The sequence below is a fragment of the Cellulomonas sp. S1-8 genome (assembly GCF_026184235.1).
Taxonomy (GTDB): domain Bacteria; phylum Actinomycetota; class Actinomycetes; order Actinomycetales; family Cellulomonadaceae; genus Cellulomonas.
The window spans coordinates 3412693-3438761 of sequence record NZ_CP110806.1 but is presented as its reverse complement, the minus strand read 5'-3'; the positions used below and the strand labels follow the sequence as shown (position 1 = coordinate 3438761).

Annotated in this window: 21 protein-coding genes; 10 read left to right on the top strand and 11 right to left on the bottom strand. The window is 74.8% G+C overall.

Annotated features, from left to right (window positions below; all coding sequences use genetic code 11):
- Positions 1-77: 77 nt before the first annotated feature.
- From OKX07_RS15530 to OKX07_RS15480, 11 genes are all read right to left on the bottom strand, one after another.
- Entirely contained in the window at positions 78-2891 is a 2814-nt protein-coding gene (locus tag OKX07_RS15530) for a molybdopterin-dependent oxidoreductase (protein WP_265628894.1), read from the bottom strand.
- Positions 2888-3685 carry an FAD binding domain-containing protein gene (locus OKX07_RS15525; protein ID WP_265628893.1) on the bottom strand — a complete coding sequence of 266 codons (798 nt, stop codon included), beginning with the start codon at positions 3683-3685 and terminating at the stop codon, positions 2888-2890. The genes OKX07_RS15530 and OKX07_RS15525 overlap by 4 nt, the downstream gene beginning before the upstream one ends.
- The gene (locus tag OKX07_RS15520) at positions 3685-4563 is read right to left on the bottom strand and encodes a MurR/RpiR family transcriptional regulator (RefSeq protein ID WP_265628892.1); all 879 of its coding nucleotides are present in this window, start codon (positions 4561-4563) and stop codon (positions 3685-3687) included. Before OKX07_RS15520 ends, OKX07_RS15525 begins: the two co-directional genes overlap by 1 nt.
- Positions 4560-5798 (bottom strand): allantoate amidohydrolase, encoded by a 1239-nt coding sequence (locus OKX07_RS15515; protein ID WP_265628891.1) that lies wholly within the window; start codon positions 5796-5798, stop codon positions 4560-4562. Before OKX07_RS15515 ends, OKX07_RS15520 begins: the two co-directional genes overlap by 4 nt.
- Positions 5795-7003: a pyridoxal-phosphate-dependent aminotransferase family protein gene (locus OKX07_RS15510; RefSeq protein ID WP_265628890.1), complete on the bottom strand. Its 1209-nt coding sequence runs from the start codon at positions 7001-7003 to the stop codon at positions 5795-5797. The genes OKX07_RS15515 and OKX07_RS15510 overlap by 4 nt, the downstream gene beginning before the upstream one ends.
- A gap of 57 nt (positions 7004-7060) precedes the next feature.
- Complete coding sequence (allB, locus tag OKX07_RS15505) at positions 7061-8446, bottom strand: allantoinase AllB (RefSeq protein ID WP_265628889.1); 1386 nt, start codon at positions 8444-8446, stop codon at positions 7061-7063.
- A gap of 11 nt (positions 8447-8457) precedes the next feature.
- Complete coding sequence (gene pucL, locus OKX07_RS15500; protein WP_265628888.1) at positions 8458-9360, bottom strand: factor-independent urate hydroxylase; 903 nt, start codon at positions 9358-9360, stop codon at positions 8458-8460.
- Between the two features lie 3 nt (positions 9361-9363).
- Positions 9364-9684 (bottom strand): hydroxyisourate hydrolase, encoded by a 321-nt coding sequence (gene uraH / locus OKX07_RS15495; RefSeq protein WP_265628887.1) that lies wholly within the window; start codon positions 9682-9684, stop codon positions 9364-9366.
- Positions 9681-10247: a 2-oxo-4-hydroxy-4-carboxy-5-ureidoimidazoline decarboxylase gene (gene uraD / locus OKX07_RS15490; protein WP_265628886.1), complete on the bottom strand. Its 567-nt coding sequence runs from the start codon at positions 10245-10247 to the stop codon at positions 9681-9683. Before uraD ends, uraH begins: the two co-directional genes overlap by 4 nt.
- A 188-nt stretch (positions 10248-10435) precedes the next feature.
- Positions 10436-12079, bottom strand: a complete 1644-nt coding sequence (locus OKX07_RS15485; protein ID WP_265628885.1) for an AtzH-like domain-containing protein — start codon at positions 12077-12079, stop codon at positions 10436-10438.
- Positions 12076-13203 (bottom strand): acetamidase/formamidase family protein, encoded by a 1128-nt coding sequence (locus OKX07_RS15480; RefSeq protein WP_265628884.1) that lies wholly within the window; start codon positions 13201-13203, stop codon positions 12076-12078. Before OKX07_RS15480 ends, OKX07_RS15485 begins: the two co-directional genes overlap by 4 nt.
- A 150-nt stretch (positions 13204-13353) precedes the next feature.
- Here OKX07_RS15480 and OKX07_RS15475 point away from each other — a divergent pair, with 150 nt between their 5' ends.
- From OKX07_RS15475 to OKX07_RS15430, 10 genes are all read left to right on the top strand, one after another.
- Positions 13354-14880 carry a glycosyltransferase family 39 protein gene (locus OKX07_RS15475; protein ID WP_265628883.1) on the top strand — a complete coding sequence of 509 codons (1527 nt, stop codon included), beginning with the start codon at positions 13354-13356 and terminating at the stop codon, positions 14878-14880.
- 166 nt (positions 14881-15046) lie between these two features.
- The gene (locus tag OKX07_RS15470) at positions 15047-15757 is read left to right on the top strand and encodes a pilus assembly protein FlpE (RefSeq protein WP_265628882.1); all 711 of its coding nucleotides are present in this window, start codon (positions 15047-15049) and stop codon (positions 15755-15757) included.
- Positions 15754-17019 (top strand): TadA family conjugal transfer-associated ATPase, encoded by a 1266-nt coding sequence (locus tag OKX07_RS15465; protein ID WP_265628881.1) that lies wholly within the window; start codon positions 15754-15756, stop codon positions 17017-17019. The genes OKX07_RS15470 and OKX07_RS15465 overlap by 4 nt, the downstream gene beginning before the upstream one ends.
- 157 nt (positions 17020-17176) lie before the next feature.
- Positions 17177-17875 carry a type II secretion system F family protein gene (locus OKX07_RS15460; protein WP_265628880.1) on the top strand — a complete coding sequence of 233 codons (699 nt, stop codon included), beginning with the start codon at positions 17177-17179 and terminating at the stop codon, positions 17873-17875.
- Positions 17872-18483, top strand: coding sequence for a type II secretion system F family protein (locus OKX07_RS15455; RefSeq protein ID WP_265628879.1), 612 nt, complete (start codon positions 17872-17874; stop codon positions 18481-18483). The genes OKX07_RS15460 and OKX07_RS15455 overlap by 4 nt, the downstream gene beginning before the upstream one ends.
- A gap of 195 nt (positions 18484-18678) precedes the next feature.
- The gene (locus OKX07_RS15450; protein ID WP_265628878.1) at positions 18679-23322 is read left to right on the top strand and encodes a fibronectin type III domain-containing protein; all 4644 of its coding nucleotides are present in this window, start codon (positions 18679-18681) and stop codon (positions 23320-23322) included.
- Positions 23323-23335: 13 nt separating this feature from the next.
- Positions 23336-24397: a hypothetical protein gene (locus OKX07_RS15445; protein WP_265628877.1), complete on the top strand. Its 1062-nt coding sequence runs from the start codon at positions 23336-23338 to the stop codon at positions 24395-24397.
- Between the two features lie 538 nt (positions 24398-24935).
- Positions 24936-25163 (top strand): DUF4244 domain-containing protein, encoded by a 228-nt coding sequence (locus OKX07_RS15440; RefSeq protein ID WP_265628876.1) that lies wholly within the window; start codon positions 24936-24938, stop codon positions 25161-25163.
- On the top strand, positions 25160-25564 hold the full coding sequence (locus OKX07_RS15435; protein ID WP_265628875.1) for a TadE family type IV pilus minor pilin: 405 nt from the start codon (positions 25160-25162) through the stop codon (positions 25562-25564). Before OKX07_RS15440 ends, OKX07_RS15435 begins: the two co-directional genes overlap by 4 nt.
- A 101-nt stretch (positions 25565-25665) precedes the next feature.
- Positions 25666-26067, top strand: a complete 402-nt coding sequence (locus OKX07_RS15430) for an Rv3654c family TadE-like protein (protein WP_416220880.1) — start codon at positions 25666-25668, stop codon at positions 26065-26067.
- Positions 26068-26069 lie beyond the last annotated feature (2 nt).

Sequence of the window (26069 nt, the reverse complement as noted above, 5' to 3'; positions counted from 1 at the left end):
CTCGGCCCGGAAGTGGTCACATCCGCAGGGCTGGCAGCGGAGAGTGGTCACGTGTGTGACCACTCTCCGTGCGTGGGTCAGCGGAGGAGGCGCCAGAGGCGGTCCTTCGTCATCGGGAGCTCGTGCGGGCGGACGCCCAGCGCGTCGCGGATCGCGTTGGCGAGGGCCGGGGCCACCGGGTTGTACGGGGCCTCGCTCATGGACTTCGCGCCGTGGGGGCCCAGGCCGTCGCGGGTGCGGGCCAGCAGGACGCAGGTCGGCGGGACGTCGGCCATCTGCGGGACGCGGTAGCTGCGGAACGCCCGTGACACCACGACGCCGCCGTCCAGCACCGTCTCCTCCTGCAGCGCAGACCCGATGCCCTGCGCGACGCCGCCCTCGACCTGACCGCGCAGCTGCTCGGGGTTGAGGACGACGCCCGCGTCGGCGGCCTGCACCGACTGCAGGATGCGGACGGCGCCGGTCGCGGTGTCGACGGCGACGCGGAAGCCGTGCACGTTGAACGCGACCGACCGGGGGCTGCCGTGGTGCGAGCCCTCGGCCGTGCGGGGGCCGAGCTCGGCGAACGTCACGAGCCGGTCGCCGACGCGCACGCCGTCGCGTCCGACGACGACGGGCGGGCCGTCGCCGGCCGTCTCCGCGCCCACCGACGCGCCGACCGTCGCGTCGACCGACGCGCCGACCGACGGACCGCCCATCGCACCGTTCGACGCACCCCCCACCACCGCCCGCGCCGCCGCGACCAGCTCATCGCGCAGCGCCGCCGCGGCCGCGGCGACCGCGCGCCCCGCGACCACCGACCCCGTCGACCCGTACGCGCCCGTGTCGTACCCGGACCCGTCGGTGTCCGACTGCCGCAGCCGCACGCGCTCCGGAGTGGTGCCCAGCGCGGTCGCGACGAGCTGCACGTGCACGGTCGACGTGCCGTTGCCGAACTCCGCGGTGCCCACGGCCACCTCGTAGAGGCCGTCCGCCCCGACGGTCACCGCCGCGGTCGAGTGGTGCCCGCGCGGCGGGATCGTCGCGATCATGGCGACGGCCATGCCCTCCCCGACGCGCCACCGGTCCCCGGTCGGCACGAGCGCGGCGTCGCCCGCGCGCGTCGTGACCAGCGCGTCCTCCACCAGGTCCAGGCACTCCAGCAGCCCGTACGACGGGGTGTCGTCGGCCGGCTCGGCGACCCCGTACCCGAGGTCGGTCGTCGTGTCGGCGTGGTTGACCAGGAACGGGTCCCCGGGGCGGACGACGTTGCGCCGACGCATCTCGAACGGGTCGAGCCCGACCTCGCGCGCCAGCTCGTCCACCGCGGACTCCAGCGCGAACAGGACCTGCCCCAGGCCGTACCCGCGGAACGCCCCCGATGGCAGCTGGTGGGTGTAGACCGCCTGCGCGTCGACCCGTTTGGTCGCGCACCGGTACTGCGCGACGGACTCGTGGATGCCGTGGAACATCACGCCCGGCGCGTGGTTGCCGTAGGCGCCGGTGTCGGTCAGGACGTCGAGGTGCATCGCGGTGAGCCGGCCGTCGGCGTCGGCGCCCAGCGTGACGTGGACGCGCATCGGGTGCCGGCAGGGCGCGAGCGTGAGCTCGTCCTCGCGCGTCATCTCGTACTGGACGGGTCGTCCCGTGCGCAGCACCGCGAGGGTCACGAGGTCCTCGGTGAGCAGCTCCTGCTTGCCCCCGAACCCGCCGCCGACGCGCGCCACGACGACCCGCACGCGCTCGCGGTCGAGCCCGAAGACGTGGCACAGCTCCTCGCGCACGAGGAACGGGACCTGCGAGCTCGTCCGGACCACGAGCCGCCCGTCGTCGTCGAGCCACCCGACGGCCGCGTGCGTCTCGAGGGCGGCGTGCGACACGCGCGCCGTGCGCCACGTACCGCGCACGACGTGCGGGGACGCGGCGAGCGCACCGGCCACGTCGCCGACCTCGCCGTGGCTCTCGGCGACGACGTTGTGGGACGGGTCGGCGATGCGTGACGTCGCAGCGTCCTTGTCGCCGTGCACCAGCGGGGCGCCGGGTCGGCGCGCCTCCTCGGGGTCGAGCACCGCCGGCAGCGGCTCGTAGGTCACGTCGATCAGCGCGCACGCGGCCTGCGCCAGGGCCACGGAGTCCGCGACGACCGCCGCCACGCGCTGCCCGTGGAACCGCACGACGTCGTCGAGCACGCGCGTGTCGTCGGGGTCGTCGGTGCGGTGCTGGTGACGGCCGGTCGAGAACAGCACGTCGGGGGAGTCGCGGTGCGTCAGCACCAGGTGCACGCCCGGGAGCGCCTGGGCCCGCGTCGTGTCGATCGCGAGGATCCGCGCGTGCACGTGCGGCGAGCCGAGGACCGCCAGGTGCAGCACGCCCGCGGGCGTCTCGTCGAGCGTGAACGGCTCGCGCCCGCAGACCAGACGCCGCCCGGCGGGTGCGGCCACGGAGTCGCCGACGCCCCCGTCACGCACCACGTTCGCCTTGCCGGCCAGTGCGTCGCGCACCGAGCGGTACCCGGTGCAGCGGCACAGGTTGCCCTTGAACCGGCGGACCAGCCCGTCCTCGTCGAGGTGCACGTGCCCGGACTCGTCGGCCAGCGCGGTCGCGGTGACCACCATGCCGGCGGTGCAGAACCCGCACTGGAAGCCCTGCGCCTCGACGAACGCCTCCTGCACCGGGCTCAGCGCGTCGGGGGTGCCCAGGCCCGCGGCGGTCGTGACGTCCGCGTCGACGACGCGCACCGCCGGGACGAGGCACGAGTGGCGGGGCTGCCCGTCGACGAGCACCGTGCACGCGCCGCAGTCCCCGGAGTCGCAGCCCTTCTTCACCGCGACGTGCCCCTCCTGGCGCAGGAACGTGCGCAGGCACTGCCCCGGTGCGGGCGTCGCGGTGACGTCCTCGCCGTCGACCCTCATGCGGCCAGCTCCGCCAGGACCTCGTGCGCGAGCAGCGTCGTCACGGCCCGCCGCCAGTCGGGTGCGCCGTGCAGGTCGTCGTACCACTCCAGGCCCGTCAGGACCCCGTCCACCTGCACGGACGTCGGCATGGCGGCGAACCGGTGCTGCACGGGGTGCGGCGTCGCGGCGGTCACGGTGAGCGTCACCGTGCCGTCCGCGTCCTGCCGGGCGACGACGAGCGACGCGGACCGTCCCACGGCCGTCAGCGAGATCTGGCGGACGGCGGCCCTGGACCGCAGGGCGTGCGCCGGCACGTCGAACGCGCGCAGCACCTCGCCCGGCGCGAGCGTCGTGACGCCCGGGCCGACGACGAGGTCCGCGACGGCCTCCCGCCGCTCGCCGCCGTCCGGCGTCCACACCACGGCGACCGCGTCGAGCGCGGCCAGCAGGCTCGTCATCGCGCCCGCGGGCAGCCCGAGCGCGACGTTGCCGCCGACGGTCGCCTGCGCCTGCACCTTGAACGACATGAGCAGCGCGTCGACGCACGCCCCGACCAGCGGCCACGCGGTCCACGCCGGGTCGGGCGCGTGCGCCCCGAGCTGCTCGACCGTGCAGGTCGCGGCGATGCGCAGCCCGTCGCCCGCCCGCTCCGCCGGCTCCCACCCGAGCGTCGTGAGGTCGACCAGCCCGGTGACGCCCGGCTGCGGCTCGGAGAACCACCAGGTCCCGCCCGCGAGGTACCGCTCACCCGGGGCGAGGTGCAGGTCGGAGCGCGTGCGGGCGGCGCGCAGGGACTCCACGGCGAGGTCCATCAGCGCGCCTCGACCTCGCCCAGCGTGCGGTACGCCGAGTCGATCGCGGTGACGCGCTGCTCACCGGTCCGGCCCCGTCGCGTCAGGACGGCGTCGGCGAGCAGCGCGACGACGGACGAGGCCGCCGCGTAGGAGTCGAACGCGCCGCGCGTCTGCACGGGGCACTCCACCCACCACGTCACGTGCGTCGCCAGGGCTCGCGCCGTCGGGTCGGCGAGCAGCACCACGGGGGTGCCGGCCGCGCGCAGGCGCTCGGCCAGCGCGCGGACGCCCGGCGGGCGGCGGCGGAACGCGACGAGCACGACGGCGTCCTGCGGGGACAGGTCGACCACGTCCTCCGACCAGGACTGCCCGGGCTGCGGCAGGAGCGCGACCTGCGGACGCACCTGCGTGAGCTGCTGGCGCAGGTGCAGCGCCACCGGGTAGCTGGTGCGCAGGCCCACGACGACGACCCGCGGCGCGTGCGCGAGCAGGTCCGCGACCGCGTCGAGGTGCACGGCGAGCGCCGCCACGGCGCAGCGGACGGCGGCGCCCTCGGCCTCGGCGTGCGCGTCGAGGTCCGTGGCGCTGCCGAGCGTCATGGGCAGCCCGTGGCCCCGCAGCGCCCGCAGGTGGTCGCGCACCTGGGTGAAGTCGTCGAAGCCGAGGCTGCGGAACAGCCGGCTCATGGTCGCCTTCGACACCCCGGCGAGGGTCGCGAGCTCGGCCGCCGAGTACGTGGCGAGGTCGCCGAAGTGCTCGAGCAGCACGTCCGCACCCTTGCGCTCCTGCGGGGGCAGGTCGGCGTAGCGGGCCGCGACGCGCTCGTCGAGACGCAGGCCGTCGACGCCCGCGGGCACGGGGGGCGCCGACGAGGGAGCCGACAGGGCGGTCGTCACGCCCGCACCGCGGCCCGTGCCGCGACGGCCCGCACGGCCGTCGTGAACGCGTCGAGCCCCGCCGCGACGTCGACCTCGCGGACCGCCTCGTCGGGATGGTGGCTGATGCCGTCGTGGCAGCGCAGGAACAGCATGCCGACGTCCGTGACCTGCGAGACCGCCATGCCGTCGTGGCCCGCGCGGCTCCACACGTCCACCGGGTCGGCGTCGCCGGTGGCGACCACGCCGTCGCGCAGCGCGTCGCGCAACCAGCCCGCGCACGGCGTCGCCGGCGCCGCGTACAGGTCGGTGACGCGGACCCCCAGGCCGCGCGCCGCGCAGCCGGCCTCGATCCCGGCCAGCAGCGTGTCGCGCATCGCGTCGCGCTCGGCGTCGGACGCGGCCCGCAGGTCCACCGAGAACACCGCGCGTCCCGGGATGACGTTGACCGCGCCCGGCGCGACGTCGATCTGCCCGACCGTCGCGATCGCCCCCGACTCCCGCACCGTGCGCTCGATCAGGACGATCGCCTCCGCGGCGCCCACCAGTGCGTCGCGCCGCCGCGGGTACGGCGTGCCGCCCGCGTGCCGCGCCTCCCCGACCACCTCGACGCGCAGCCGCCGGGCGCCCGCGATCGTCGTGACGACCCCCAGCGAGCGGTCCGCGTCCTGGAGCAGCGGGCCCTGCTCGATGTGCGCCTCGAGGTAGGCGACGAGGTCCGCGGGTCGCCGCGCGGCCGTGCCGATCAGCGCCGGGTCCAGGCCGAAGTCGCGGGCCGCCTCCGCGAGCGTGACGCCGTCCGCGTCGCGCAGGTCCCACCAGGCGTCGTCCCAGGTGCCGGCCAGCGCGCGCGAGCCCAGGAGGGCGGTGCCGAAGCGTGCGCCCTCCTCGTCGGTGAAGCCGACGACCTCGAGCGCGCACGGCCACGACGCGACCTCGTCGCGCAGGCGGTCGGCCACCGCGACGGCCAGCAGGACGCCGAGCATGCCGTCGTACCGGCCCGCGTCGGGCACGGTGTCGAGGTGCGAGCCCAGCAGCAGCGCGGGCAGCCCCGGCTCGCGTCCCTCGACGCGGCCGCACAGGTTGCCCGCCTGGTCGCGCCACGTGCGCAGCCCGGCGGCCGTCATCCAGGCCTCCACCAGCCCGTGCGCGGCGGCGAGCGCGGGCGTCAGGTGCGCGCGGTCGAGGTGCTCGGGGTGGTCGCTGCACGCGGCGAGGGCGTCGCAGCGGGCCAGCACCTGCGCCGCGGTCGTCATGCGGCGTACACCTCCTGCGCGGCCGTGACGCCGCCGCCCGCCGGCACCGCCGCGCCCTGCGCACGGATCACGTGCTCGAGCGCCGCGAGCGTCGTGAGGACCGCGTCCTTGCGGGCGTTGACGCCCATCGTCCCGATGCGCCACACCCGGCCGTGCAGCGGGCCGAACGACGTGCCGACCTCGATCGCGAAGTCCTCCAGCATCGCCGCGCGCACGGCGTCCGCGACGACGCCCTCGGGCACGTGCACCGCCACGACGTTGTGCATCTTGTGCGCGACGTCGCCGAACACGTCCAGCCCCAGCCCCTGCACGCCGGCGAGCATCGCGGCCCCCGCGACGCGGTGCCGCTCGACGGTCGCGTCCAGCCCGTCCTCCAGCACGATGCGCGCGCACTCGTACGCCGCGTACAGCATCGACGTGGCCTCGGTGTGGTGGTTGAGGCGCCGCGGGCCCCAGTACTCGAGGAGCTGTGCGAGGTCGAGGTAGTTGGAGCGGATGACGGCGCCGCGCGGCTCGTCGTCGTCGGTGCGCAGGCCCTGCTCGACGTGGGTGCGCGCCCGGACCGCGTCGGCGGCGCGCTCCGAGAGCGTCGTCGGGGCGCTGCCGGACGGGCCGCCGAGGCACTTCTGCAGCCCCGCGGTGACGACGTCGAGGTGCCAGTCGTCGGTGCGCAGGTCGTTGCCGCCGAGGGAGGCGGTCGCGTCGACGTACAGCAGCGCGTCGTGCTCGGCGCAGGCGGCGCCGATCTCCGCGAGCGGCTGCCGCATCGTCGTCGACGTGTCGCCGTGGACGACCGCCACGAGCCGGGGACGCCAGGTGGCCACGGCGTCGACCACGCGCTCGGGGTCGACGACCTCGCCCCACGCGGCCTCGACCGTCTCGACGTGCGCGCCGGCGCGGCGCGCGATCTCCACCAGCAGGTGCCCGAACCGCCCGAACACCGGGACGAGCACCCGGTCGCCCGGTTCGACGAGCGACACCAGCGCCGCCTCGATCGCAGCCCGCGCGGTGCCGTCGACCAGCAGCGTCGCGTCGTTCGTCGTCCGGAACACCTGGCGGTACAGGTCCTGCGTCGCGTTCATGTACCCCGTCATCACCGGGTCGAACTGCCCGACCAGCGGCGCGGACATCGCGCGCAGCACCCGCGGGTCGGCGTCGATGGGGCCCGGCCCCATGAGCAGGCGGTGCGGGGGGTTGAGGGTCATGGGCGGCACGCTACGAAACAGTCGTTTCACCGACGTTTCGGCGACGTGCGCGGCCGGTCACGGTCGGGTCAGCAGCTCGCCCGTGCCGGCCGTGACGGCGCCGTCCCGCGTGACCACGCGCCCCCGCAGCACGGTCGCCGTGACCGACGCCGACAGCTCCAGGCCGTCGTACGCGCTGATGGCGTTGCGGTGCGCCAGCTCCGCCGCGACGACGCGCAGCGGGACCCGCGGGTCCAGGACCAGCACGTCCGCGTCCGCACCGACCGCGAGCCTGCCCTTGTGGGTCAGCCCGACGAGGTCCGCGGTGGACGTCGCCATCCAGCGGCTGACCTGCGCGACGTCGATCCCGCGGGCCGCGGCGCCGTGCGCCACCGCCTGGAACCCGACCTGCAGGCCCGCGACGCCGCCCCACGCCTGCTGCAGGTCACCGTCGCCGCGCAGCTTCTCCTCGGCCGTCGCGGGGGAGTGGTCCGTGACGACGACGTCGATGACGCCGTCGCGCAGCCCGTCCCACAGCGCCTCCCGGTTGCCCGCGTCGCGGATCGGCGGGCAGCACTTGTACGCCGGGGAGGCGTCGGGGACCGCGTCGGCGTCGAACGTCAGGTAGTGCGGGCACGTCTCGACCGTCACGGGCAGGCCCTCGGCGCGGGCGTCGGCCAGCAGGTCCAGCGCGCGGGCGCTCGACAGGTGCAGGACGTGCACGCGGCAGCCCGTCTCGCGGGCGCCGGCCACGACCCGCGCGATCGCCGCCGTCTCCGCCTCGTGCGGGCGCGACGCCACGAAGTCCCGGTACGCCCCGCCCGGGCGCACGGGGGCGTCGGCGAGCACCGCCGGGTCCTCGGCGTGCACGATCACGAGCCCGTCGAACGCGGCGACCGCACGCAGCGCCGCGTCGAAGCCGACCGGTCCCAGGGGCGGGAACTCGTCGACCCCCGACGGCGACAGGAAGCACTTGAACCCCATGACGCCGGCGTCCCACAGCGGGCGCAGGTCGTCGAGGTTGCCCGGCACGGCGCCGCCCCACAGGCCCACGTCCACCGAGAGCTGCCCCGTCGCCGCGCGACGCTTGGCGGCCAGGCCCCACGTGGTCGTCGTCGGCGGGATCGAGTTCAGCGGCATGTCGACCAGCGTCGTCACCCCGCCCAGCGCGGCCGCGCGCGTCGCGGACGCGAACCCCTCCCACGCCGTGCGCCCCGGCTCGTTGACGTGCACGTGCGTGTCCACGACGCCCGGCAGGACGTACGCGTGGTCGGGCGCGGCGAGGACGAAGCCGTCGACCGGGTCGTCGTACCCGGCGACCGCGGTGATCCGGCCGCCCGCGACGTGCAGCGTCGCAGGGCGCAGCGCCCCGTCGACGAGGACCTGCCGGCCGCGCACCGCGGCGACCAGGTCACCGGGCGCGGGGCTGCTGGGGACGTGGCGCGTCGGGATGATCGTCGTCATCGCCGCCGCCCTCAGACGAACCCGGGCACGGACGCCCACACGTGCGGCACCGGCGGGTCGCCCTCGCGTCCCACCGCCGCCTCGATGAGGCCGTAGGGGCGGTCCGCGGCGTAGAAGACCTCGTTCGGGTTCTCCAGGCCGAACGGCGCGAGGTCCACGAGGAAGTGGTGCTTGTTGGGGCACGACAGCCGCACCTCGGCGACGTCGTCGCACGCCTCCAGCACGGCCCTGCCCATCTCGAAGATGGTGTGCTGCAGCGCCAGGGAGTGCACCTGCGCGAACGTCGACAGCAGCAGGTCGCGCACGACCGGGTAGCGCGTCTCGAAGTCCACGTCCGGGTCCCGCCACCGCCACCACGCCGTCACCGACGTGGCCAGCACGCGGTCCGACGTCTCCGCGAGCGTCGTGTACGCGTCGCGCGGGAACCCCCAGAACTCCGATCCCGTCGTCTTCAGCACCGTCGCACCTGTGAACCCCGACACCACCTGCGCGTCGTCGCCGTCGACGAGCACGACCGTGCGGCGCGTCTCGCGGCCCGTGCGGACGAACGCGTGGTCGTGCGGCTCGCCGTCCACCGCGATGCGGTCCCACGCGTGCACGTCGGCCGCGAACCGCCCGCCCGTGACCTGCGCGAACCCGTCGACGAAGTGCCGGGCGAGGCGCAGCAGGAACCGCTCCGGCGACCCGATGCCGTACTTCTTGGCGTAGGCGTACACGGTGTTCTTCTGCGTGTCCGTCGCCACGACGTGCGCGTTGTCACCCGTCGTGTGGCACGCCGTGAAGTCCCCGCGCAGCTGCGTGGTCACCGTGAGGTCCTCGATCTCGTGCACGGGGGTGTCGCGCGTGACCCGCACCAGGCGCACCTCGGCCTTCCCGTACTGGTTGGCTCCCAGGACGACGTCTCCGACGGCCATGCGTCAGCTCCCTCGGTACGCGGTGTAGGCGAACGGGCTCAGCAGCAGCGCCAGGTGGTAGTGCTCCTGGTCGCCGTCGACGAGGACCTCCAGGTGGACCGCCGCGTGCACGGTCGGGACGCCGGCGGCGGCGAACCACGCGCCCGTCGCGAACCGCAGCGCGTAGGTCCCGGTGTGCAGGGCCGTCGTCCAGCGCAGGCGGCCGTCGTCGTCGGTGCGGCCCGTCTCCAGGACCGTGCCGTCCGGGCCGAGCAGGGACACGTCGACCCCGACCGCCGGGCGCCCCGCGGCGGCGTCGAGGACGTGCGTCGAGCAGGTCGTCATGCGACGGGCGCCGTGGCGTGCTCGGAGCCGGACTGGGCGACGGGCTGGACGACGGGCTGGACGACGGGCTCCGTGACGAGGCCCGCGAGCCGGAGCGCCGCGATCTCGCGGAGCTGCTGGGCGGTGACGGCCGCCTCGGTCGCGTCGTCGTGCGTGAGGCGCTGCTCGAGCAGCGCGAGGATCTCGGCGCTGCTGCGCCCCGCGGCCCGCACGAGGTACACGCGCCCGAACCGCTGCTCGTAGCGGGCGTTGCCGTCGGCCAGGCGGGCGGCGACGTCGGCATCGGTCGCGTCCACGCCCGCCTGCTCGCGCACCGACATCGCCGCCGTCGCGCCGGGTGTCGCGTGCCGCTCACCGATGCGGGGGTGGTCGGCCAGCGCCCGGTCGACGTCCGCGTCGTCCCAGGTCAGCGCCTGCTGGTCCGCGTGGGCACGCAGCGCGGCGACCGACGCGTAGGGGCGCCCGCCCGCGACCGCCGCGGCCCACGACGGCACGTCGGCGCACGTGCGCACGAGCGCCCACGCGTCCTCGCGCGGCAGTGCGTTGAAGTCCTCCAGCAGCATCGGTGTGTCCTCTCACCCGAGGCCGACCGTAGGCGCGGGATGTGTCACCGAGGGAAACGGTTGTTTCAGCAGCGTGAATACCCGCTCACCCACCCACCTCATGGCCGTGAGAGAGCGGTCCGGTCCGCCGCGCGAGGGCGGAGCGTGGGATCGGGAGTGCTGGACTGCTCTCTCGCCGGGGGTGGGGGTCAGGCGCGGCGGACGGTCAGGGTGCGGGCCAGGGAGAGGAGCGCTCGGTCGCGACCCGGCGCAGCGATCAGGCACACCCCGACCGGCAGCGCCGCGCGCCGCCCGGGTTCCGGATCGCCGACCAGACCCCCGCCCTCCCCCTCCCCACCCCCTGGGGCGTGAGAGAGCGATCCAGTCCTGCCCTCCCCACCCCCTGGGGCGTGAGAGAGCGATCCAGTCCCCCCGCCGTGCACCGGCAGGACCACCGCAGGCAGGCCGCCCAGGCCGGCGATGCAGGTCAGGCGCAGGTTGGCGGTGCGGACGGCGTCGAGGTCGGCGGGGTCGGGCCGCGGGGCGACGGACGGCGTGGCGGGCAGCACGAGGACGTCGTCGCCGACGAGGTCGAGGATCTGTGCGCGCAGCGCCTCGCGCGCCACTCCGGCGGCCGCACCCGCGGCGTCGTCGACGCGCGACGCGACGGCGAACCGGCCGGCGACGTCAGCGCCCAGCGCGCCGGGGTGCGCGCTCACCCACGCGCCGTGCGCGCGCCACGCCTCCCACGCCTGCCGGACCCGGAAGACCTCGGCCCACGCCGCGACGTCCACGTCGTCCCACGCGGCCGTCGCCGTCGCGCCGGCCGTCGCCGCGAACGCCGTGACGCGTGTCGCGACGTCGTCCTGCGCGTGCGCGAGCAGCGCGGGGCTCACGACGAGGCGCGGCGACCAGGGCCCGTCGTCGACGTCGGGCGGCAGCAGCACGTCGCCCACCGCCGCGAGCAGGGTGGCGTCGCGCGTCAGCCACCCGACGGTGTCGAACGACGGCGCGAGCGGGACCAGGCCCGTCGTCGGGACCGCGCCGTGCGTCGTGCGCACCCCGTACAGCCCCTGGTAGGACGCGGGGACGCGGATCGACCCTCCGGTGTCGGTGCCCAGGCCGATGTCGGCCTGCCCCAGCGCGACGGCCGCTCCCGAGCCCGACGACGAGCCCCCGGGCACCCGCCCGGGCGCCCGGGGGTTGGGGGGTGCGCCGGTGTGCGCGTTCGTCCCCGCGAGGGAGTACGCGAGCTCGTCGGTGCGCGCGACGCCGCGGACGTCGGCGCCCGCGGCGAGCAGACGGTCGACGGCGGCGGCGTGGGCCGTCTCGACGGGTGCGTCCGCGAGCCACGTCGGGTTGCCGGCGCCGACGCGCTGCCCGGCGACGGCGAACAGGTCCTTGACCGCGACCGTGCGGCCCGCCAGGGGCCCGGCGCCGGACCCGGGGACCAGCGGGGCACCCAGGACGCGCCACACGCTCGCGTCGAACGCGGGCGCGGGGGCGTGGACGTGGGCGGCGACGACGACCCAGCCGGCGGCACCGCGCTCCCAGAGCTGCGTCTGCTGGCCGCGGCCGCCGCCCACCGGCTCGGTCACGGCGACGACCAGCGCGTGGTCGTCGTCGACCGTGCGCACGTGCACCTCGACGAGGCGCCGCGCCGGCGCCCCGCCGCGCGCACCGCGGAACGCCGCGATCTCGTCGTGGCCGACCAGCAGGCCGGTCGCGTCGCCGCGCAGCGTCGCCGGGTCGGCGGCGAACAGGCGGTCGAGGGCGTCGACGTCGTCCGTGCCGAGCGCGCGCTCGTACGCGAGGAACGCGGCGATCAGGCCGGGGGGCGGGTCGGTCCTCATGCGCGCGGTCCGCCGTCCGGGCCGTCGGGAGCCTGCGGCGCGTCCGGTTCCTCGAAGTCCGCCAGCCGGATGCGCGCGTGCACGCCCGTCACCCGGTCGACCACCTGCGACACGTCGAAGTCCGTGGCCGCGGACAGGTAGGCGAGCGCGTGCGCGCGGTCCATGCCGAACCGCGCCTGCAGCAGGTCCAGCGCCGCGCGCACGCAGCGCCGCAGCGCCTCGTCGAGGTCGACGTCCAGGCCCGTCGGGACGAGGTGCTCGGCGGTGCGCACCAGCGGCCCGGTCAGCGTCCCGAGCTCCGCGATCGCGTCGAGGCGCGGGATCACGTCGAAGCGCAGCGTGACGCGCAGGGACGCCTCGAGGGCGGTCAGTGCGACCTCGCCGTCGCCCTGCGCGAAGTGCGGGTCACCCACGTAGGCGAGCGCGCCGTCGACCTGCACGGGCAGGTACAGCGTCGCGCCCGCCTGCAGCAGGTTGATGTCGAGGTTGCCGCCGTGCGCGCCCGGCGGCACCGAGTGGGGGCGCTCGTCGCCCGCGACCGCGACCCCCAGGATGCCGGGGAACGGTGCGAGGGGGAACGAGACCGTGCGCCCGCTGCCGGCCGCGCGGGGCATGACCGCGCGCGTGCCGCTCGCGTCCAGGCGGGCGACGATGCTGACGACGTCGACGTCACCCTCGGGCATCTCCCCGGGCAGCGCGCCGCGCCCGTGTCGGTTGGAGACGACGCCGTACGGGACGCGCGGCAGCGTCTCGACGACGGTGATCGCGAGGACGTCACCCGGGCGTGCGCCGCGCACCGCGATGGGTCCGGTGACGACGTGGGGGCCGTCGACGTCCGGGTCGCGGGGGTGGTCCGACGCGGCGAGGGCGACCGCGTCGGCGAGGACGTCGGTCAGGCCGTGCGCGCCGAAGAACGCGCGGGGGTCACGCCCCTGGTCCTCGAGCAGACCCTCGTGGCTGAGCGTGTCGACCGTGACCTGCGTGCCGGGGTCGACGGTCAGCACCGGGGCGTCGGCGGCGCAGGGCAGCCGGCCCCAGAGGACGTTCCCGGGCGTCGACGGCAGGTACGTGGCGGCGCGGACGGGGCCGGTGCCGGGGTCGAGCAGCAGGGGCGGGACGGGCATGGGCGGGACTGTAGAGGGCGCTGGTGTCGGCGATGTTGCGGGCCACCCGGCCCGGCCTGCGGGTGAGAACCGACAAACCCGGACATTGCCCCCCCGCGCACTGTCTATGCTCCGAGTGACGAAGGTCACGACGCGCCTGGGGGAGGTGCCGTGGGCAGCAGACCACCCGTGGCGGAGGGGACGCCCGTCGGCGTCGCGTCCGCGAGGACGTCGAGCCTGACGCCGACCGCCCGCGAGGTCCGTCCGGACCCGTCCGTCGTCCGCGACGCGCTGGTCCTCGGGTGCGCCGTCGCGCTCCTGTGCGTGGCCGGTGCCTGGATCCCGTCGCTGTGGCTCGACGAGGTCGCGACGGTCAGCGCCGTCGGTCGTTCCTGGCCCGAGATGGTCGCCCTGCTGGGCCACGTCGACGCCGTCCACGGCACCTACTACACGGGGATGCACCTGTGGGCCGACGTGTTCGGCACGTCGCCGCTGAGCCTGCGCACGCCCAGCGCGGTCGCGACGGGCGTCGCGGCCGCGGGCGTGGTCGTGCTCGGCAACGAGCTCGGCAGCCGGACGACCGGGATCCTGGCCGGCTGCGCGTTCGCCGTGCTGCCCGCCACGACCTGGATGGGGGTCGAGGCGCGGGGTCACGCGTTCGTCACCGCGACCACCACGTGGGCCGTCGTCGTCCTGGTCCGGGCACTGCGGGGCCGGGCGCCGTGGTGGGGCTACGCGGTCCTCCTCGGGCTGTCCGGCCTGCTGTTCGTGCAGTCCCTCGTCCTGCTCGCCGCGCACGGCGTGACCCTCCTGTGGGCGCGGACGGACCGGCGGCTGCTGCGCTCGTGGCTCGTCGCCGCCGCGGGGGCCCTCGCGATCGCGTCCCCGGCGGTGCTCGCCGGAGCCCGTCAGCGGTACCAGATCGGGTGGATCGACCGACCGGGCGTGGACTCCGCGCACGGGGTCCTGACCCGGCAGTGGTTCGACGGGTCCTGGTGGTTCCTCGGTGCGGTCGCGGTCCTCGTGGTCGTGGCGCTCGTGTCGCGCCGCGCACCCGGTCCGTGGCCTCCGCGCGCCGCGCTGGTCCACGTGGCGCTGCCGTGGGCCGTGGTCCCGACGCTCGTCGTGCTCGGCGTCTCCCTCGTCGCGACACCCCTGTGGGACCCGCGCTACCTGCGCTACTGCGCGCCGGCCGTCGCCCTGCTCATCGGTGTGGGCGTCGAGGCGCTGCGCCGCCGGTGGGCGCAGGTCGTCGCGCTCGTCGTGCTCTCGGCGATCGCCGCGCCCGTGTACGCCGCGCAGCGCGCCGAGTTCGCCAAGGACGACGCGGACCTGTCGGCCGTCGCGCGGCACGTCGCCGAACGCAGCGACGCCGGCGACGTCGTCGTGTTCGTCCCCGAGGACGACGCCCGGTCGCCGCGCCGGGCGCTCGAGGGGTACCCCCAGGACTTCACGGGCGTCGTCGACGTGGGCACCGGGCCGGACCGCACGGCCACCGACAGCCTCTGGGAGCGCGGGCGCCCCGTGGACGCGCTCGCGGACGAGCTCGCGTCCGCGCGACGGGTGTGGGTGCTGTCCACCGGCGACGCCCGGTCGCGGGACGCGCTGCGGTGGCTGGAGGAGAACGGGTTCGAGGGGGACGCCGTGTGGTCGGGCCCCACCACGCAGCTGCACCTGTTCACGGCGTCGGGGGACTGACGGGCCCGCGCCGCCCCGTCCGCGGGGCGGCGCCGAGCCGACCCCAGGTCCCGCCGTCCGCGAGGTCGTCCACAGATGCGGACGATGGTCGTCCCGCAGGTCCCCGTGTCCGCGAGAGTCGGCCCCGCGGGCGCTCCCGCGGCGCGGGCGACGGACGGAGGCACGGGTGCAGCGGCAACGCAGGGCGGTGGTGGTCGGGGTCGTCGGGGCCTGCGGCGGGGTCGGCGCCTCGACCCTCGCGGCCCTGGTCGCGCGACGGCTGTCGCGGACGACGTCGACCGCACTGGTCGACCTCGACCGCGGCGCGGGCGGCCTCGACGTCGTCGTCGGCATCGAGGAGGTCGACGGCGCGAGGTGGCCCGACCTGCGCGGCGCCGGCGGTGACGTGCGCGGCGCCGACGTCGTCGCGCTGCTGCCGCGCTGGGGTGCGTGCGCCGTGCTGTCCGCCGACCGCACACGCCCGGCCGCGGTCGACGCCGGTGTGCGGCTCGACGTGCTGCACGCGCTCGTCTGCGAGGTCGGGGCGCTGGTGCTCGACCTCGACCGCGGGACGGTCGTCGACGGTGACGCACCCCTGGCGGCGTGCGATGTCGTGGTCGTCGTCGCGCGCCCCGACCTGCGCAGCGTCGCCGGCGTGCTCGCGCTGCGGCCCCGCCTCGACGCCGCCGCGACGAGGTGCGGGCTGGTGGTCCAGGGCGGCGGGCCGGCCGCCCTGGGCGCGGCGGACGTCGCGACCGCGAGCGGGCTGGACGTGTGGCACGTCGCCCGCCGCGACCGGGCGTTGGCGGCCCGCGCCGAGCGCGTCGGGCCGGGGGGCAGAGGGCCCGCGGCGAGGACTGCGGACGCCGTCGTGCGCCGTCTGGGCGTGCCCGCATGAGCCGCGCGGTGGTGCCGGCAGGCACGTCGGCCGGTGTGTCGGCCGGCACCTCGGCCGGCAGGCCCCGCAGCGCGGCGCCCGCGCGGCGCGCCGTCCCGTCCGGGGTCGTCTCCCAGGTGCGGGAGGCGATGCACCGCCGGCCGGCCGGGGCGGGCGGGCTGACCGCGCTCGTCGACGCCGCGCTGCGCGACCACGGCACCCTGCTGGGACCCGTGCCGCTGGCCGAGACGGTGCGGGCCGTCGCCGACGAGCTGCTCGGCGCGGGTGACCTGCAGCAGTGGCTCGACGACCCGGCGGTCACGGACGTGCTGGTCAACGGGCCGCAGGACGTCTGGGTCGAGCGGGCCGGGGCGCTGACGCGCATCGACGTGGACCTCGGCACGCCCGCCGACGTCCGGGCGCTGGCCGTGCGCCTGGCCGCCGCGGCTGGCCGACGCCTCGACGACGCCGCGCCGACGGTCGACGCACGGCTGCCCGACGGGACCCGGCTGCACGCCGTCCTGCCGCCGCTCGCGGAGTCCTGCACGGTGCTCAGCCTCCGGGTCGTGCGACCCCGTGCGTTCACGCTCGCGGACCTCGTGGCCGCCGGAGCCGTCGCGCCGGCACTCGTCCCCGTGCTGCGCGGGCTCGTCGCGTCCCGCGCCAACCTGCTCGTGTCCGGTGCGACCGGCGCCGGCAAGACGACCCTCCTGGCGGCCCTGCTCTCGCTGGTCCCGCACGACGAGCGCATCGTGCTCGTCGAGGAGTCGGGCGAGCTGATGGCGGACCACCCGCACGTCGTCCGCCTGACGAGCCGACCACCGAACGTGGACGGCGCCGGCGGGGTCGACCTCGCCGACCTCGTCCGGCAGGCGCTGCGCATGCGTCCGGACCGGATCGTGCTGGGGGAGTGCCGCGGCGCGGAGGTCCGCGAGGTGCTCGCCGCGCTCAACACGGGCCACGAGGGCGGGTGCGCGACGCTGCACGCCAACACCGCGGCCGACGTGCCCGCGCGGCTCGAGGCGCTCGCCGCGCTCGCGGGCCTCGACCGTGCGGCCCTCGCCGCGCAGGCGGCCAGCGCCGTGGACGCCGTGCTGCACGTCCGCCGCGTCCGGCACGGCCACGACGCCGGTCGTCGCTACCTCGCCGAGGTCGCCGTCGTCGACCGCGCCGACGACGGTGGGCTGCGGGTCACCAGCGCCGTCGAGGTCGGCGAGGACGGTCGGTCGAGGACCGGAGCGGGGTGGGCGTGGCTCGCGGCGCGCGCCGGGGCGGGGGCGTGATGGTGCGCGGGGGCGTGGCGGCGTGCGGGGGAGTGGCGGCGTGCGCGGGCGTGGCGGCGCGCGGGGGCGTGACAGCGCGCGCGGGCGGGGCGGTGCGCGGGCGGGTGGTGCGCGTCGGTCACGCGCCCGGCCGGGACGGTGACGGCGGCCGGGCGTCGTGAGCGTCGTCGTCGGTGTGCTCGTGGCGCTCGGGGTGGTCGCGCTCGCCGGTCCCGCGCCGCGGCGGGCGGGCGGCCGTGCGAGGAGCGGGGGTCACACCGCGCTCGGTGGGGGACCTGCCGGGACCGGGGTTCCCGCGCGGCCCGCCGCGCGGGAAGGACGGGTGCGCCTGCGTCGGCGACGCGAGGCGGAGGGGCTGCAGACCGACCTCGCGAGCCTGCTGCACGCCGTCGCGGCCCAGCTGCGGGCCGGTGTGCCGCCGAGCACGGCGTGGGTGGAGGTCCTGGGGTCCGCCGTCCACGGTCAGGTGCCGGACGTCGACGCCCTGGCCGGGGTCGTGGGCGCGCGCGGTTCTCAGCGCACCCGGGTGCGGGCCGCCGTCGTCGGCGTCCGCGTCGCCACCGAGACGGGCGCACCCCTGGCGGACGTGCTCGAGGACCTGGCCGACGCCGTCGCGGCCGACGCCGAACAGGCAGGCGAGCTCGACGCCGCGCTCGCGGGGCCGCGGGCCACCGCCCGCGTGCTCACGCTGCTGCCCGTGCTCGGCCTGCTGGTCGGCACCGCGATGGGCGCGCAGCCCTGGCAGGTGCTCACGGACGGCGGGCTCGGGACCGGCCTCGCCGTCGCCGGGCTCGGGCTGGTCGCGGCCGGCCGGCTGTGGGTCGGTGTCCTCCTGCGCCGGGCCGGTGCGCCGTGAGCCCGGGGACCGTGGGCGTCGTCGTCGGCGTCTGCGTGCTGCTCGCCGGGCTGCCGTGGGCGACCTGGCGCGACCCCGCACGCTCACGGTCGTCCGGGCGCGGACGCGCCGGGGAGCCGGATGCCGAGGCGGCCCGCGGGCGGCGCCGGTGGCGCCGCGGCACCCGGCCCGTCGGGCTCGACCCGGCGTTCGTCCTCGACCTGTGCGCCGCGGCGCTGCGCGGTGGTACGCCGGTGCCCGCCGCGCTCGCGGTGACCGGGCGGCACCTCGGCGGGGACGAGGGCGAGGCGCTCCTGCGGGCCGGGACCGCCCTGGGGCTCGGCGCACCCTGGGACGCCGCGTGGGCCGGCGCGCCACCGTCGATCGCGGTGCTCGCGCACGCGTTGCGCGTCGGGTGGGACGCGGGGGCGTCACCTGGCCCCCAGCTGCGCGCCGCGGCGGCCCGGTTGCGGCGCGAGCGCCGGGCGCGCGCCCGCGCAGCCGCGGGCGCACTCGGGGTGCGGCTGACGCTGCCGCTCGGGCTGTGCTTCCTGCCGGCCTTCGTGCTGCTCGGGCTCGTGCCCGTGGTGCTGGGGCTCGCGGGCGACCTCCTGGGGGCGGGGCCGTGAGCACGGCGTGGTGGTCACCGGGAGGGGCCGAGCCGCGCGGGGCGGGGCGGCACAGCGCGATCTGATCCGTGCGTGCACCGTAGCGCCCGGCCGCCGCCCGGCGCGCAGGCACGACGCCGCTGACGCGCTCGTGGAGGCGGCGATCTCGGCCACGTCGGGGCTGCTGCAAACGGGTGCACTTGACACTCCCGGGCTATGCACCGCGAACGGGATGAGAGAGCCTCCACCGGGTTCAACATCTGGTGCTGGGGGGCGACCTTGAAGAGCGAACGATCGGCCAAGTGGCTGTCAGGCAGGACGTCGTGGGTGACTGCGATGGCTGTGCTGTTCGCCTTGGGGTGGAGCGTCGTACCTCCTCCGGCGGCTGCCCTGCCGAGCGTGCAACCGGCAGAGTTCCGCGCCGATGTCCCGGCGCCATCCCTGGGGTTGAGCGAGGAGGCATTTACCGACGGCGGTGTACGGGTCGCCGCCCGGACGGATCCGTCCTTCGGGGTGTACTCATGCCTTGAGGAGCCGACCGAGCCTTCGGAGGGGTGGCCGTACGACTTCGCCGTCGAAGTGCGGTCGTCCGAAGGCGACGTGCTCGTCAGCGCTGACTTGCCGGGTGTGGCCGACGTGCCCGAGTGCGCCGCGGCGCAGTGGACGCCTGGCACTGGCGTTCTTCAGCCTGGGGCCACGTATGAGGTGTTCGCACGAGCCGTGCACGCGGACGGTCAGGCGTACGGACCATGGAGCGAAGCTCTTTCGCTTCTCGTCGCTCCGGCTCCGGACGTGCCGACACCTTCAGGCCCTGCAGCAGACGGCTACGTGACAGATGCGAACGTCATGCTGAGCGCTCACCTTGAATCCAGCGTCCTGCCTTCTCGTGGCGTCTTCCGTGTGGAGAATCAATGGGGAAACCTCGTCGCCGAAGGGGTGGGCAGCGCGGCGAGTGAGGCCGGCGGCATCACCACGTTCACGTTCCCCGCGCCGGCCTCCGGCGGCGCGTTCGAGTACCGTTGGCAGGTTCTCGCGTGGGATGGCGTCTCTCAGTCGGACTGGACCGAGCTACGGACATTGTTGGTCGTCGCACCCCCGACCGCGCCCATCGCCCGTGCCGCCTTCAGTGCCCGACGTGGTGCCGAAGTGCACTGGTACGCCGCCCACTCCGCTGACCCGTACCCGGTGCTCGACTACACGGTCACCGCGTCCCCAGGCGGGCACTCCGTCACCGTGCCCGGGGATGCGAACAGCGCACTACTCGATCAGCTGCCCGCCGGGGAATACTCGATCACCGTCACCGCTCGCAACGACGCCGCCGTGAGCCAGCCCAGCCGACCGATCGCAGCTGCTGTCGCTCCGGCCGTCGCCGACCTTCCGCAGAACGTCGATGTCGCACTGCTGCCGGGCGAGACCACCGTCGAGCTCACGTGGGACCCCCCGCTGGACCCGGGCGACGCACCCATCGACCACTACAGCGTGATGGCCAGTCCCTACTACGCGCCGTTCGCGCCCGTCACGACGACGCTCCCGACCGCCACCATCGAGGACCTGACGTTCGGTGAGGACTACCGAGCGCTCATCCACGCGCACAGCGCACTCGGCGCGAGCGACCCGGCGAGCGTCGAGTTCCGACCCATCACCACGCCCGGACCCCCCAGCGGACTGCAGGCCCGCCTAGGTGACGGGGAGCTCACCGTGTCCTGGGAAGAGCCGACGGACCACGGAGGGTCCTGGCCCACCGGGTACGTCCTGACCGCACATCCCGGCGGGGCGACCCTCCTTGTCGAGGGCCAGACGAGCGCGACCTTCCCGGGGCTGCAGAACGGCACCAGCTACACGTTCACAGTGGCCGCACGCAACGCCGCCGGCGTCGGGGAGGCGTCCGAGCCGTCGCCTCCCAGGGCGCCCACGAGCAAGGACACCGACACCGACGCCGACGGTCTCAACGACATCCTCGAGGAGCAGATCGGTAGCAACATCGAGCTGCAGGACAGCGACTTCGACGGGCTTGGTGACGCCTACGAAGTCCTTCATCTGATCGGACACACGTCACCGACCAGTATCGACACCGACGGCGACGGCATCGACGACGGGGCCACGGACACCGACGCCGACGGGCTGACCAACGCGGAAGAGGCGACCGCCGGCACCGAGCCGTCGGATGACGACACCGATGTCGACGGCCTGTTCGACGGTGAGGAGAGCGGCTACCAGACGTCCGCTCTGCTCGAAGACACCGACGGCGACGGCATCGAGGACGGACGCGAGGTTCGTCTGGGCCTGAACCCCGCAGCGGCGGACTCCGACGACGACGGCGTCCTCGACGGCGACGTCGCCCTGGTCGCCACACTGGAATCGGATGCGGACGTCTCCGTCGCAGCGACCGGCACCGCCTCGGGCCTGGAGAACCTCACCGTCGCCACCGACCCTGTCAGCCCTTTCTCGAGCGCCATCTCCCCCGCGGTCACAGTGACATCTGGGGTCGGTGATGAGGAATCACCGGTCGCCACGGATGGTGGAACTCTCGCAGCCAGAAGCGCAATGAGCACCGCCTCCCTCGCGGGCAGCTCGAGCGTCGTGCTGGACGTGATCAATCTGCCGGTGCCGGTCGCCTACGCCGACGTCTCCGCCTTGGCGGCATTCCGTAAGAACCCGGGAAGCTCTACGTGGGAGCAAGCGGAGAACCAGATCGACCTCGCTCCTGGAGGCGGCACCGTCGTGGTGCACGCGCCTGAGCTCGGTGTGACCTACACCGTGGTGGATCTCGACGACTGGCGCACCAGGACGCAGACATGCGAATTCAGCAGTGCGGGCAGCGTCCTTCTCGATGTCGACATGGTTCTCGACGAGACGCCCAGCGTCCAGAGGGCGGACCCCACGGGCCAACGTTTCGACGCCGCCCTGGCCATGCTCTCCAACCTGCGGGCCGGGGATGACATCGCCGTCCACAACCTGGAGCTGGCCGAGAACTTCATCGACTTCGGATGGGGTGGCTACTGGCAGCTCGACGGCCTCCGACACCAGAACGCGGCACACCTCGGCGTGCCGGCCTACGGGCGTCCGATCGACCGAGCTCGGACAGCCATCGAGGCGCTCTCCACCTACGAGAGGCCGCTGCTGCAGTCCGCGCCCGATGTCGACCCGGACGATGAGGTAGCCGGGCTGGCCTACTGGGGGTTCGGCACGCCCCTGCGCACAGGAGAGTCCAATCCCTTCGACGGCGCGAATCTCGGCACCCCGCTGGGCTCATGCCGCAACCGCACGGTCGTGCTCATCACCGATGGCGAACTCGAAGCATCAGACACCCCCACCGGCGATGACGACATACTGAGCATCCTCGACCCCCAGCAACCACCCACGCACATCCTCGATGTCGGTGCCGGCGGCGACGGCGCAGATTGGCTCCGGGCCGTCGCACAGCGCACCGGCGGCACCTACACCCACATCCCCACCGATACCGATGTGCCCGACTGGGGCCGGGATCTGCAACAGCCGCGTCCCTCGGTGGACCCCAGTGACGCCACGACCGACACGGACTCCGACGGGGTCCCCGACTGGGTCGAGTTCAACGGGGTGCGCTCGAGTACGCCGCCTGCTGCAGGCTCAGGCGTCGACCGGCGGATCTTCTACAGCGACTGGAACGATCCGGACACGGACGGCGACGGCATCACCGACGGCGACGAGCTCGGAACTCCACTGCCCCGCGCGGCGGGCTCCCGCTACCCGCAGGTCACCTACGACGTGGTCTCCGACCCCCACAATCCCGACAGCGACAACGACGGCCTTGACGACCCTGACGAGTCCGAGCTGCTCTCCTGGCCGCTTCACCAGGACCGAGACGGAGACGGCCTGCTCGACGGTGACGAGATGCAGTGGGGTACCTTCCCCAACTTGCCCGACAGCGACATGGACGGCTGGACCGACAGCGAGGAAGCCGACCCGTCGAACTACGGACGACTCGATCCGGTGAACTACAACGAGAAGAAGTCCAGGACGTGGTGGCTGCACGACGCCCACCTCGGCTTCGCCTGCGGCGACACCGAGGTGTGCCGGCGGGACTCGGTCCCATGGCTCGTCGGCAACGTCACATCGGGTGCCCTCGTCTTTGGGGATGTTCGCGACATGGCGTGGGCCGTGAACGACGAAAACTACGCGTGGGCAGGTTTCATTGGCCTCACGCTCATCCCAGGGCCGGGTGACGCAGCAGGGGTAGCTGCCAAGTTCGCACGGATCATGCCTCGCCTCTCCAAGGCCGAACGGACCGCAGCGAGCTATAAGCTGTGGGCGCGAGCGAGCGAGAACGTCCCGGAGGCGATCGAGCTGCTTCGACACGTCGACCTAGATCTGTACGACAATCTCAAGTTATACGGGCTGGCAGACGCACGTATCGCCGAGCTGGTCGCCTTCAACAGCATCGACCACCTCAAGCGAATCTTCGACAGCCCGCAGTTGCTACGCCAGTCGCCCTTCGGTGCCAGCCGCCCGCCGCTGGTGTTTGTAGACCACGGCAAGAGCGCCGAACGGTGGTTGCGAAATCAGCTCGGCCTCCCCACTGACTGGAAGACAACCTGTCTCTTTATTCTCTGGGGGTGCCGATACCCCGATGGGCTGCAGAGTAGCCTTACCGGTGGATCCGGCCTTATCATGCACGAATCAAAGGAGGGCTTGGTAACGTATCGGGCTTTGAAGCAAATTGCGCGCGACGCCGCGTTGGTGGCTAGGCAGGAAAATGGGATCGATGGTGTCGTGTGGCACTTCTTCATGAGCGGCACCACTGGAATGATCGGGCCCTCCCAGGGGGTGCTGGAGGCATTGAGTCGCCACAACATTCCGTACTACATTCACATCACCGCATGACGTGGGAGATCGCGTGTACTTGGACCTGAGTAGAGAGCAGGCGTGGGACGTTGTGCGCCACATCGAGGCGCGCGCGCCCTACCGGCTGTGCCTGTTAGCCGAGGTGATGCGGGACACCGACGGCCCCCTGGACCAGATGGACGCGAGCCTGGAGAGCCTGGTCCCGATGTGGGAGTGGTTCACCACGCTTGCCATGGCTGGCTACCCCGACGTCCCCACCGACGTGCCGTCCTTGTACGAGCCGAGGATTGCCGCGCACGTACTCCCGGAGTACGCCGATCTCGCGCGCCGCCGCGCCCTCTTGTGCGAAGGGCTCATGCACTACATCGAGCTCGTGATCAAGGGAGTCGACCAGGGAGCACGGTGGGACCTGTGGCTGCAGAAGGGCCGCGTCCGCATGGCGCAACACCAGGAGCCGGTCGTCCGGCTCAGCAACGGCTCGTCGATCCGCTTGACGAACCTCGCGACCGGAATGGCCTATCAGTACGAGAAGGGCCAGGTCCAAGGCGCCCGCGACCCGCTGGCGCTACGCAACACCATCGCTGAGGACCTTCCCTCGTCCTGGTGGCGAGGTGGCCAGGACGAGGAGCCGTCGGTCCTGGTGCCCTACCTGTCCTACGCCGGCCAAACGCCCCCGGCGATCGTGACGTCGAGCCCGCTGGCGGCCCTGTTCGGCCCACCCACATCGACGCCCGCGGAACCGTTCGACGACATCGGGGTCGAGCTGCTGCTCGCGGTGGGACCTGCGGCCGGCCTGGACGACCCGCGGCACTTCGCCGCCCTGCCGCCCGACACGGTTGCCGCAGTCCTGACCGAGCTCGACCTCGCCCACGACGACGGCCAGCCCGTGCAACCCGGGCAGCTGCTCGAGGACGGGACGCAGGTGTTCGCCCCTGACGGGACCGCCATGGTCGAGACCATCGTGGCCGACGGTGCGTTGCGCGCCCTGACCGTCGAACCGGCCGGCGGCGGCACCGCAGCCACCTGGACCCGCATCGAGGACGGGCTGCGCCGCCTCGCCGACTCCCTGGGCGGTCACCTGGCCTCGGACTCCGAGGGCTGGCCCGAGCCGTAGGGGCGAATCCGGTTTCGGCCGCTCACCGCGCGCTGCCAGCGCGCGCCCAGAGTCAGTTCGTCTCTGATGAGGGCACGTCAGGAAACAGCCCAGGCGGTGGGGCGATGTAGGAGCGGCGAGGCGCCCGCGCTTGCACATGTTCTCCTCGCCGAGACCACGCAGGCGACCTGGTCGGCGGTCAGCGGGAAGCCGTGCTCGCGCAAGATGTCGACTGCCGTCTCATCGGCCGGTCGAGTCAGCCAGGTGTCGCGGGCGCCGGCGGCGAAGTGCTGGCCAAGCAGGCGGCGCTGACCTCGTCGGTCACGTAGGGCAGCGGGTTCCACCACCAGGTGGGTTCCTCGTTCGCGATCGCCCGCGGGTCGAGAACTCACACCCGGCCCGGTGAACCGCCCACAGCCCCCGGTGGTGCGCGCCTCGTCCACGGATCCGCCGGGTGCACCCCACGGCCCTCGCGTCGGCCGTGAGGCTCGTCCTGGGCGCCGCGGCGGTGCCCGGCCCGCACGACGCGGGTCAGGTCGACGGACGAAGGAGCAGGCGCATGGGACGGGTGACGAAGCACGGCACCGGGGGCGCCGCATGGCGCGCGGTGCTGCGGCGGGTGCGGGCAGCACAGGGGAGTGCGCGGGACGCGGGGATGGCCACCGCGGAGTACGCGATCGCGACCCTCGCGGCGGTCGGGTTCGCGGGCGTGCTGCTCGTGGTGCTCAAGGGGAACGAGGTGAAGGGCCTGCTCTCGGGGATCGTGCGGCAGGCGCTCGGCGGGTGAGCGGGCGGCGCCGCGGGCCTCAGGGCGTCGCCGGTCGGGATGCCGCCCCCGATCCGGCCGGTGCGCTCGCGGACCGCGGCGCCGTCACGGCCGAGCTCGCCGTGGGGATGGTGGCCGTGGCCGCGGTCCTCGCGGCGGTCCTCGCGACCGGGTCCGCCACGCTCGTCCGCCTCACGTGCCTGGACGCGGCACGCACGGCCGCGCGCGTCGCAGCACTCGGGGAGCCGGACGGCGAGGTGGTCGCCGCGGCGCGGCACGTCCTCGGTGCGCGCGGCGGTGACGTCCGGGTCACGCGTGACGACCGGTGGGTCACCGTCACGGTGAGCGCACCGTTCACCGCGTGGCCGGGTGCGGACGGGCTGCACGCCCGTGCCTCGGCGACCGGGTGGGCCGAGCCGTGAGGTGGCGGCGGGGCGGCTCGGGCGCGGCGTCGGGCCCCACGTCGGGCGAGCGGCCCGGTGCGTGGCCGGGCGCTCGGTCGGATGCTCGGTCGGACGCTCAGCTGGACGCTCAGCTGGAAGCTCAGTCGGACGTTCAGCTGGACGCTCGGTCGGACGCGGGGTCGGGTGCCGTGCTCGTGCTCGCGGTGGTCGCCGTCGCGCTGTCGCTGGTGCTCGCGGCGGGGCTGGTCGGCACCGCCCACGTGGCCGCTGCCCGCGCGGGCGCCGCCGCGGACCTCGCGGCGCTCGCGGGAGCGCAGCACACCGCCGACGGCGGCGCCGACCCGTGCGGGCAGGCGTCGGCGGCGGCTCGCCGGAACGGGGCGGCCGTCACGTCGTGCAGGCCGGGGCCTGCCGGCGTCGTGACGGTCCGCGTCCTGGTGACGTCCGCCGCGGGGCCAGCGCGGGACGTCGCCCGCGCCGGCCCACGCGGCGCCCCCGCCCCGCCCTCCACCCCGCCGTGAGA

Coding starts and splice junctions, on each gene's coding strand:
- pucL (WP_265628888.1), bottom strand. CDS start 9,360: ATGGCCGTCGGAGACGTCGTCCTGGGAGCCAACCAGTACGGGAAGGCC.
- OKX07_RS15515 (WP_265628891.1), bottom strand. CDS start 5,798: ATGACGACCGCGGCGCAGGTGCTGGCCCGCTGCGACGCCCTCGCCGCG.
- OKX07_RS15465 (WP_265628881.1), top strand. CDS start 15,754: ATGAGCCGCGCGGTGGTGCCGGCAGGCACGTCGGCCGGTGTGTCGGCC.
- OKX07_RS15530 (WP_265628894.1), bottom strand. CDS start 2,891: ATGAGGGTCGACGGCGAGGACGTCACCGCGACGCCCGCACCGGGGCAG.
- uraD (WP_265628886.1), bottom strand. CDS start 10,247: ATGCTGCTGGAGGACTTCAACGCACTGCCGCGCGAGGACGCGTGGGCG.
- allB (WP_265628889.1), bottom strand. CDS start 8,446: ATGACGACGATCATCCCGACGCGCCACGTCCCCAGCAGCCCCGCGCCC.
- OKX07_RS15480 (WP_265628884.1), bottom strand. CDS start 13,203: ATGCCCGTCCCGCCCCTGCTGCTCGACCCCGGCACCGGCCCCGTCCGC.
- OKX07_RS15485 (WP_265628885.1), bottom strand. CDS start 12,079: ATGAGGACCGACCCGCCCCCCGGCCTGATCGCCGCGTTCCTCGCGTAC.
- OKX07_RS15510 (WP_265628890.1), bottom strand. CDS start 7,003: ATGACCCTCAACCCCCCGCACCGCCTGCTCATGGGGCCGGGCCCCATC.
- OKX07_RS15440 (WP_265628876.1), top strand. CDS start 24,936: ATGGGACGGGTGACGAAGCACGGCACCGGGGGCGCCGCATGGCGCGCG.
- OKX07_RS15450 (WP_265628878.1), top strand. CDS start 18,679: ATGCACCGCGAACGGGATGAGAGAGCCTCCACCGGGTTCAACATCTGG.
- uraH (WP_265628887.1), bottom strand. CDS start 9,684: ATGACGACCTGCTCGACGCACGTCCTCGACGCCGCCGCGGGGCGCCCG.
- OKX07_RS15525 (WP_265628893.1), bottom strand. CDS start 3,685: ATGGACCTCGCCGTGGAGTCCCTGCGCGCCGCCCGCACGCGCTCCGAC.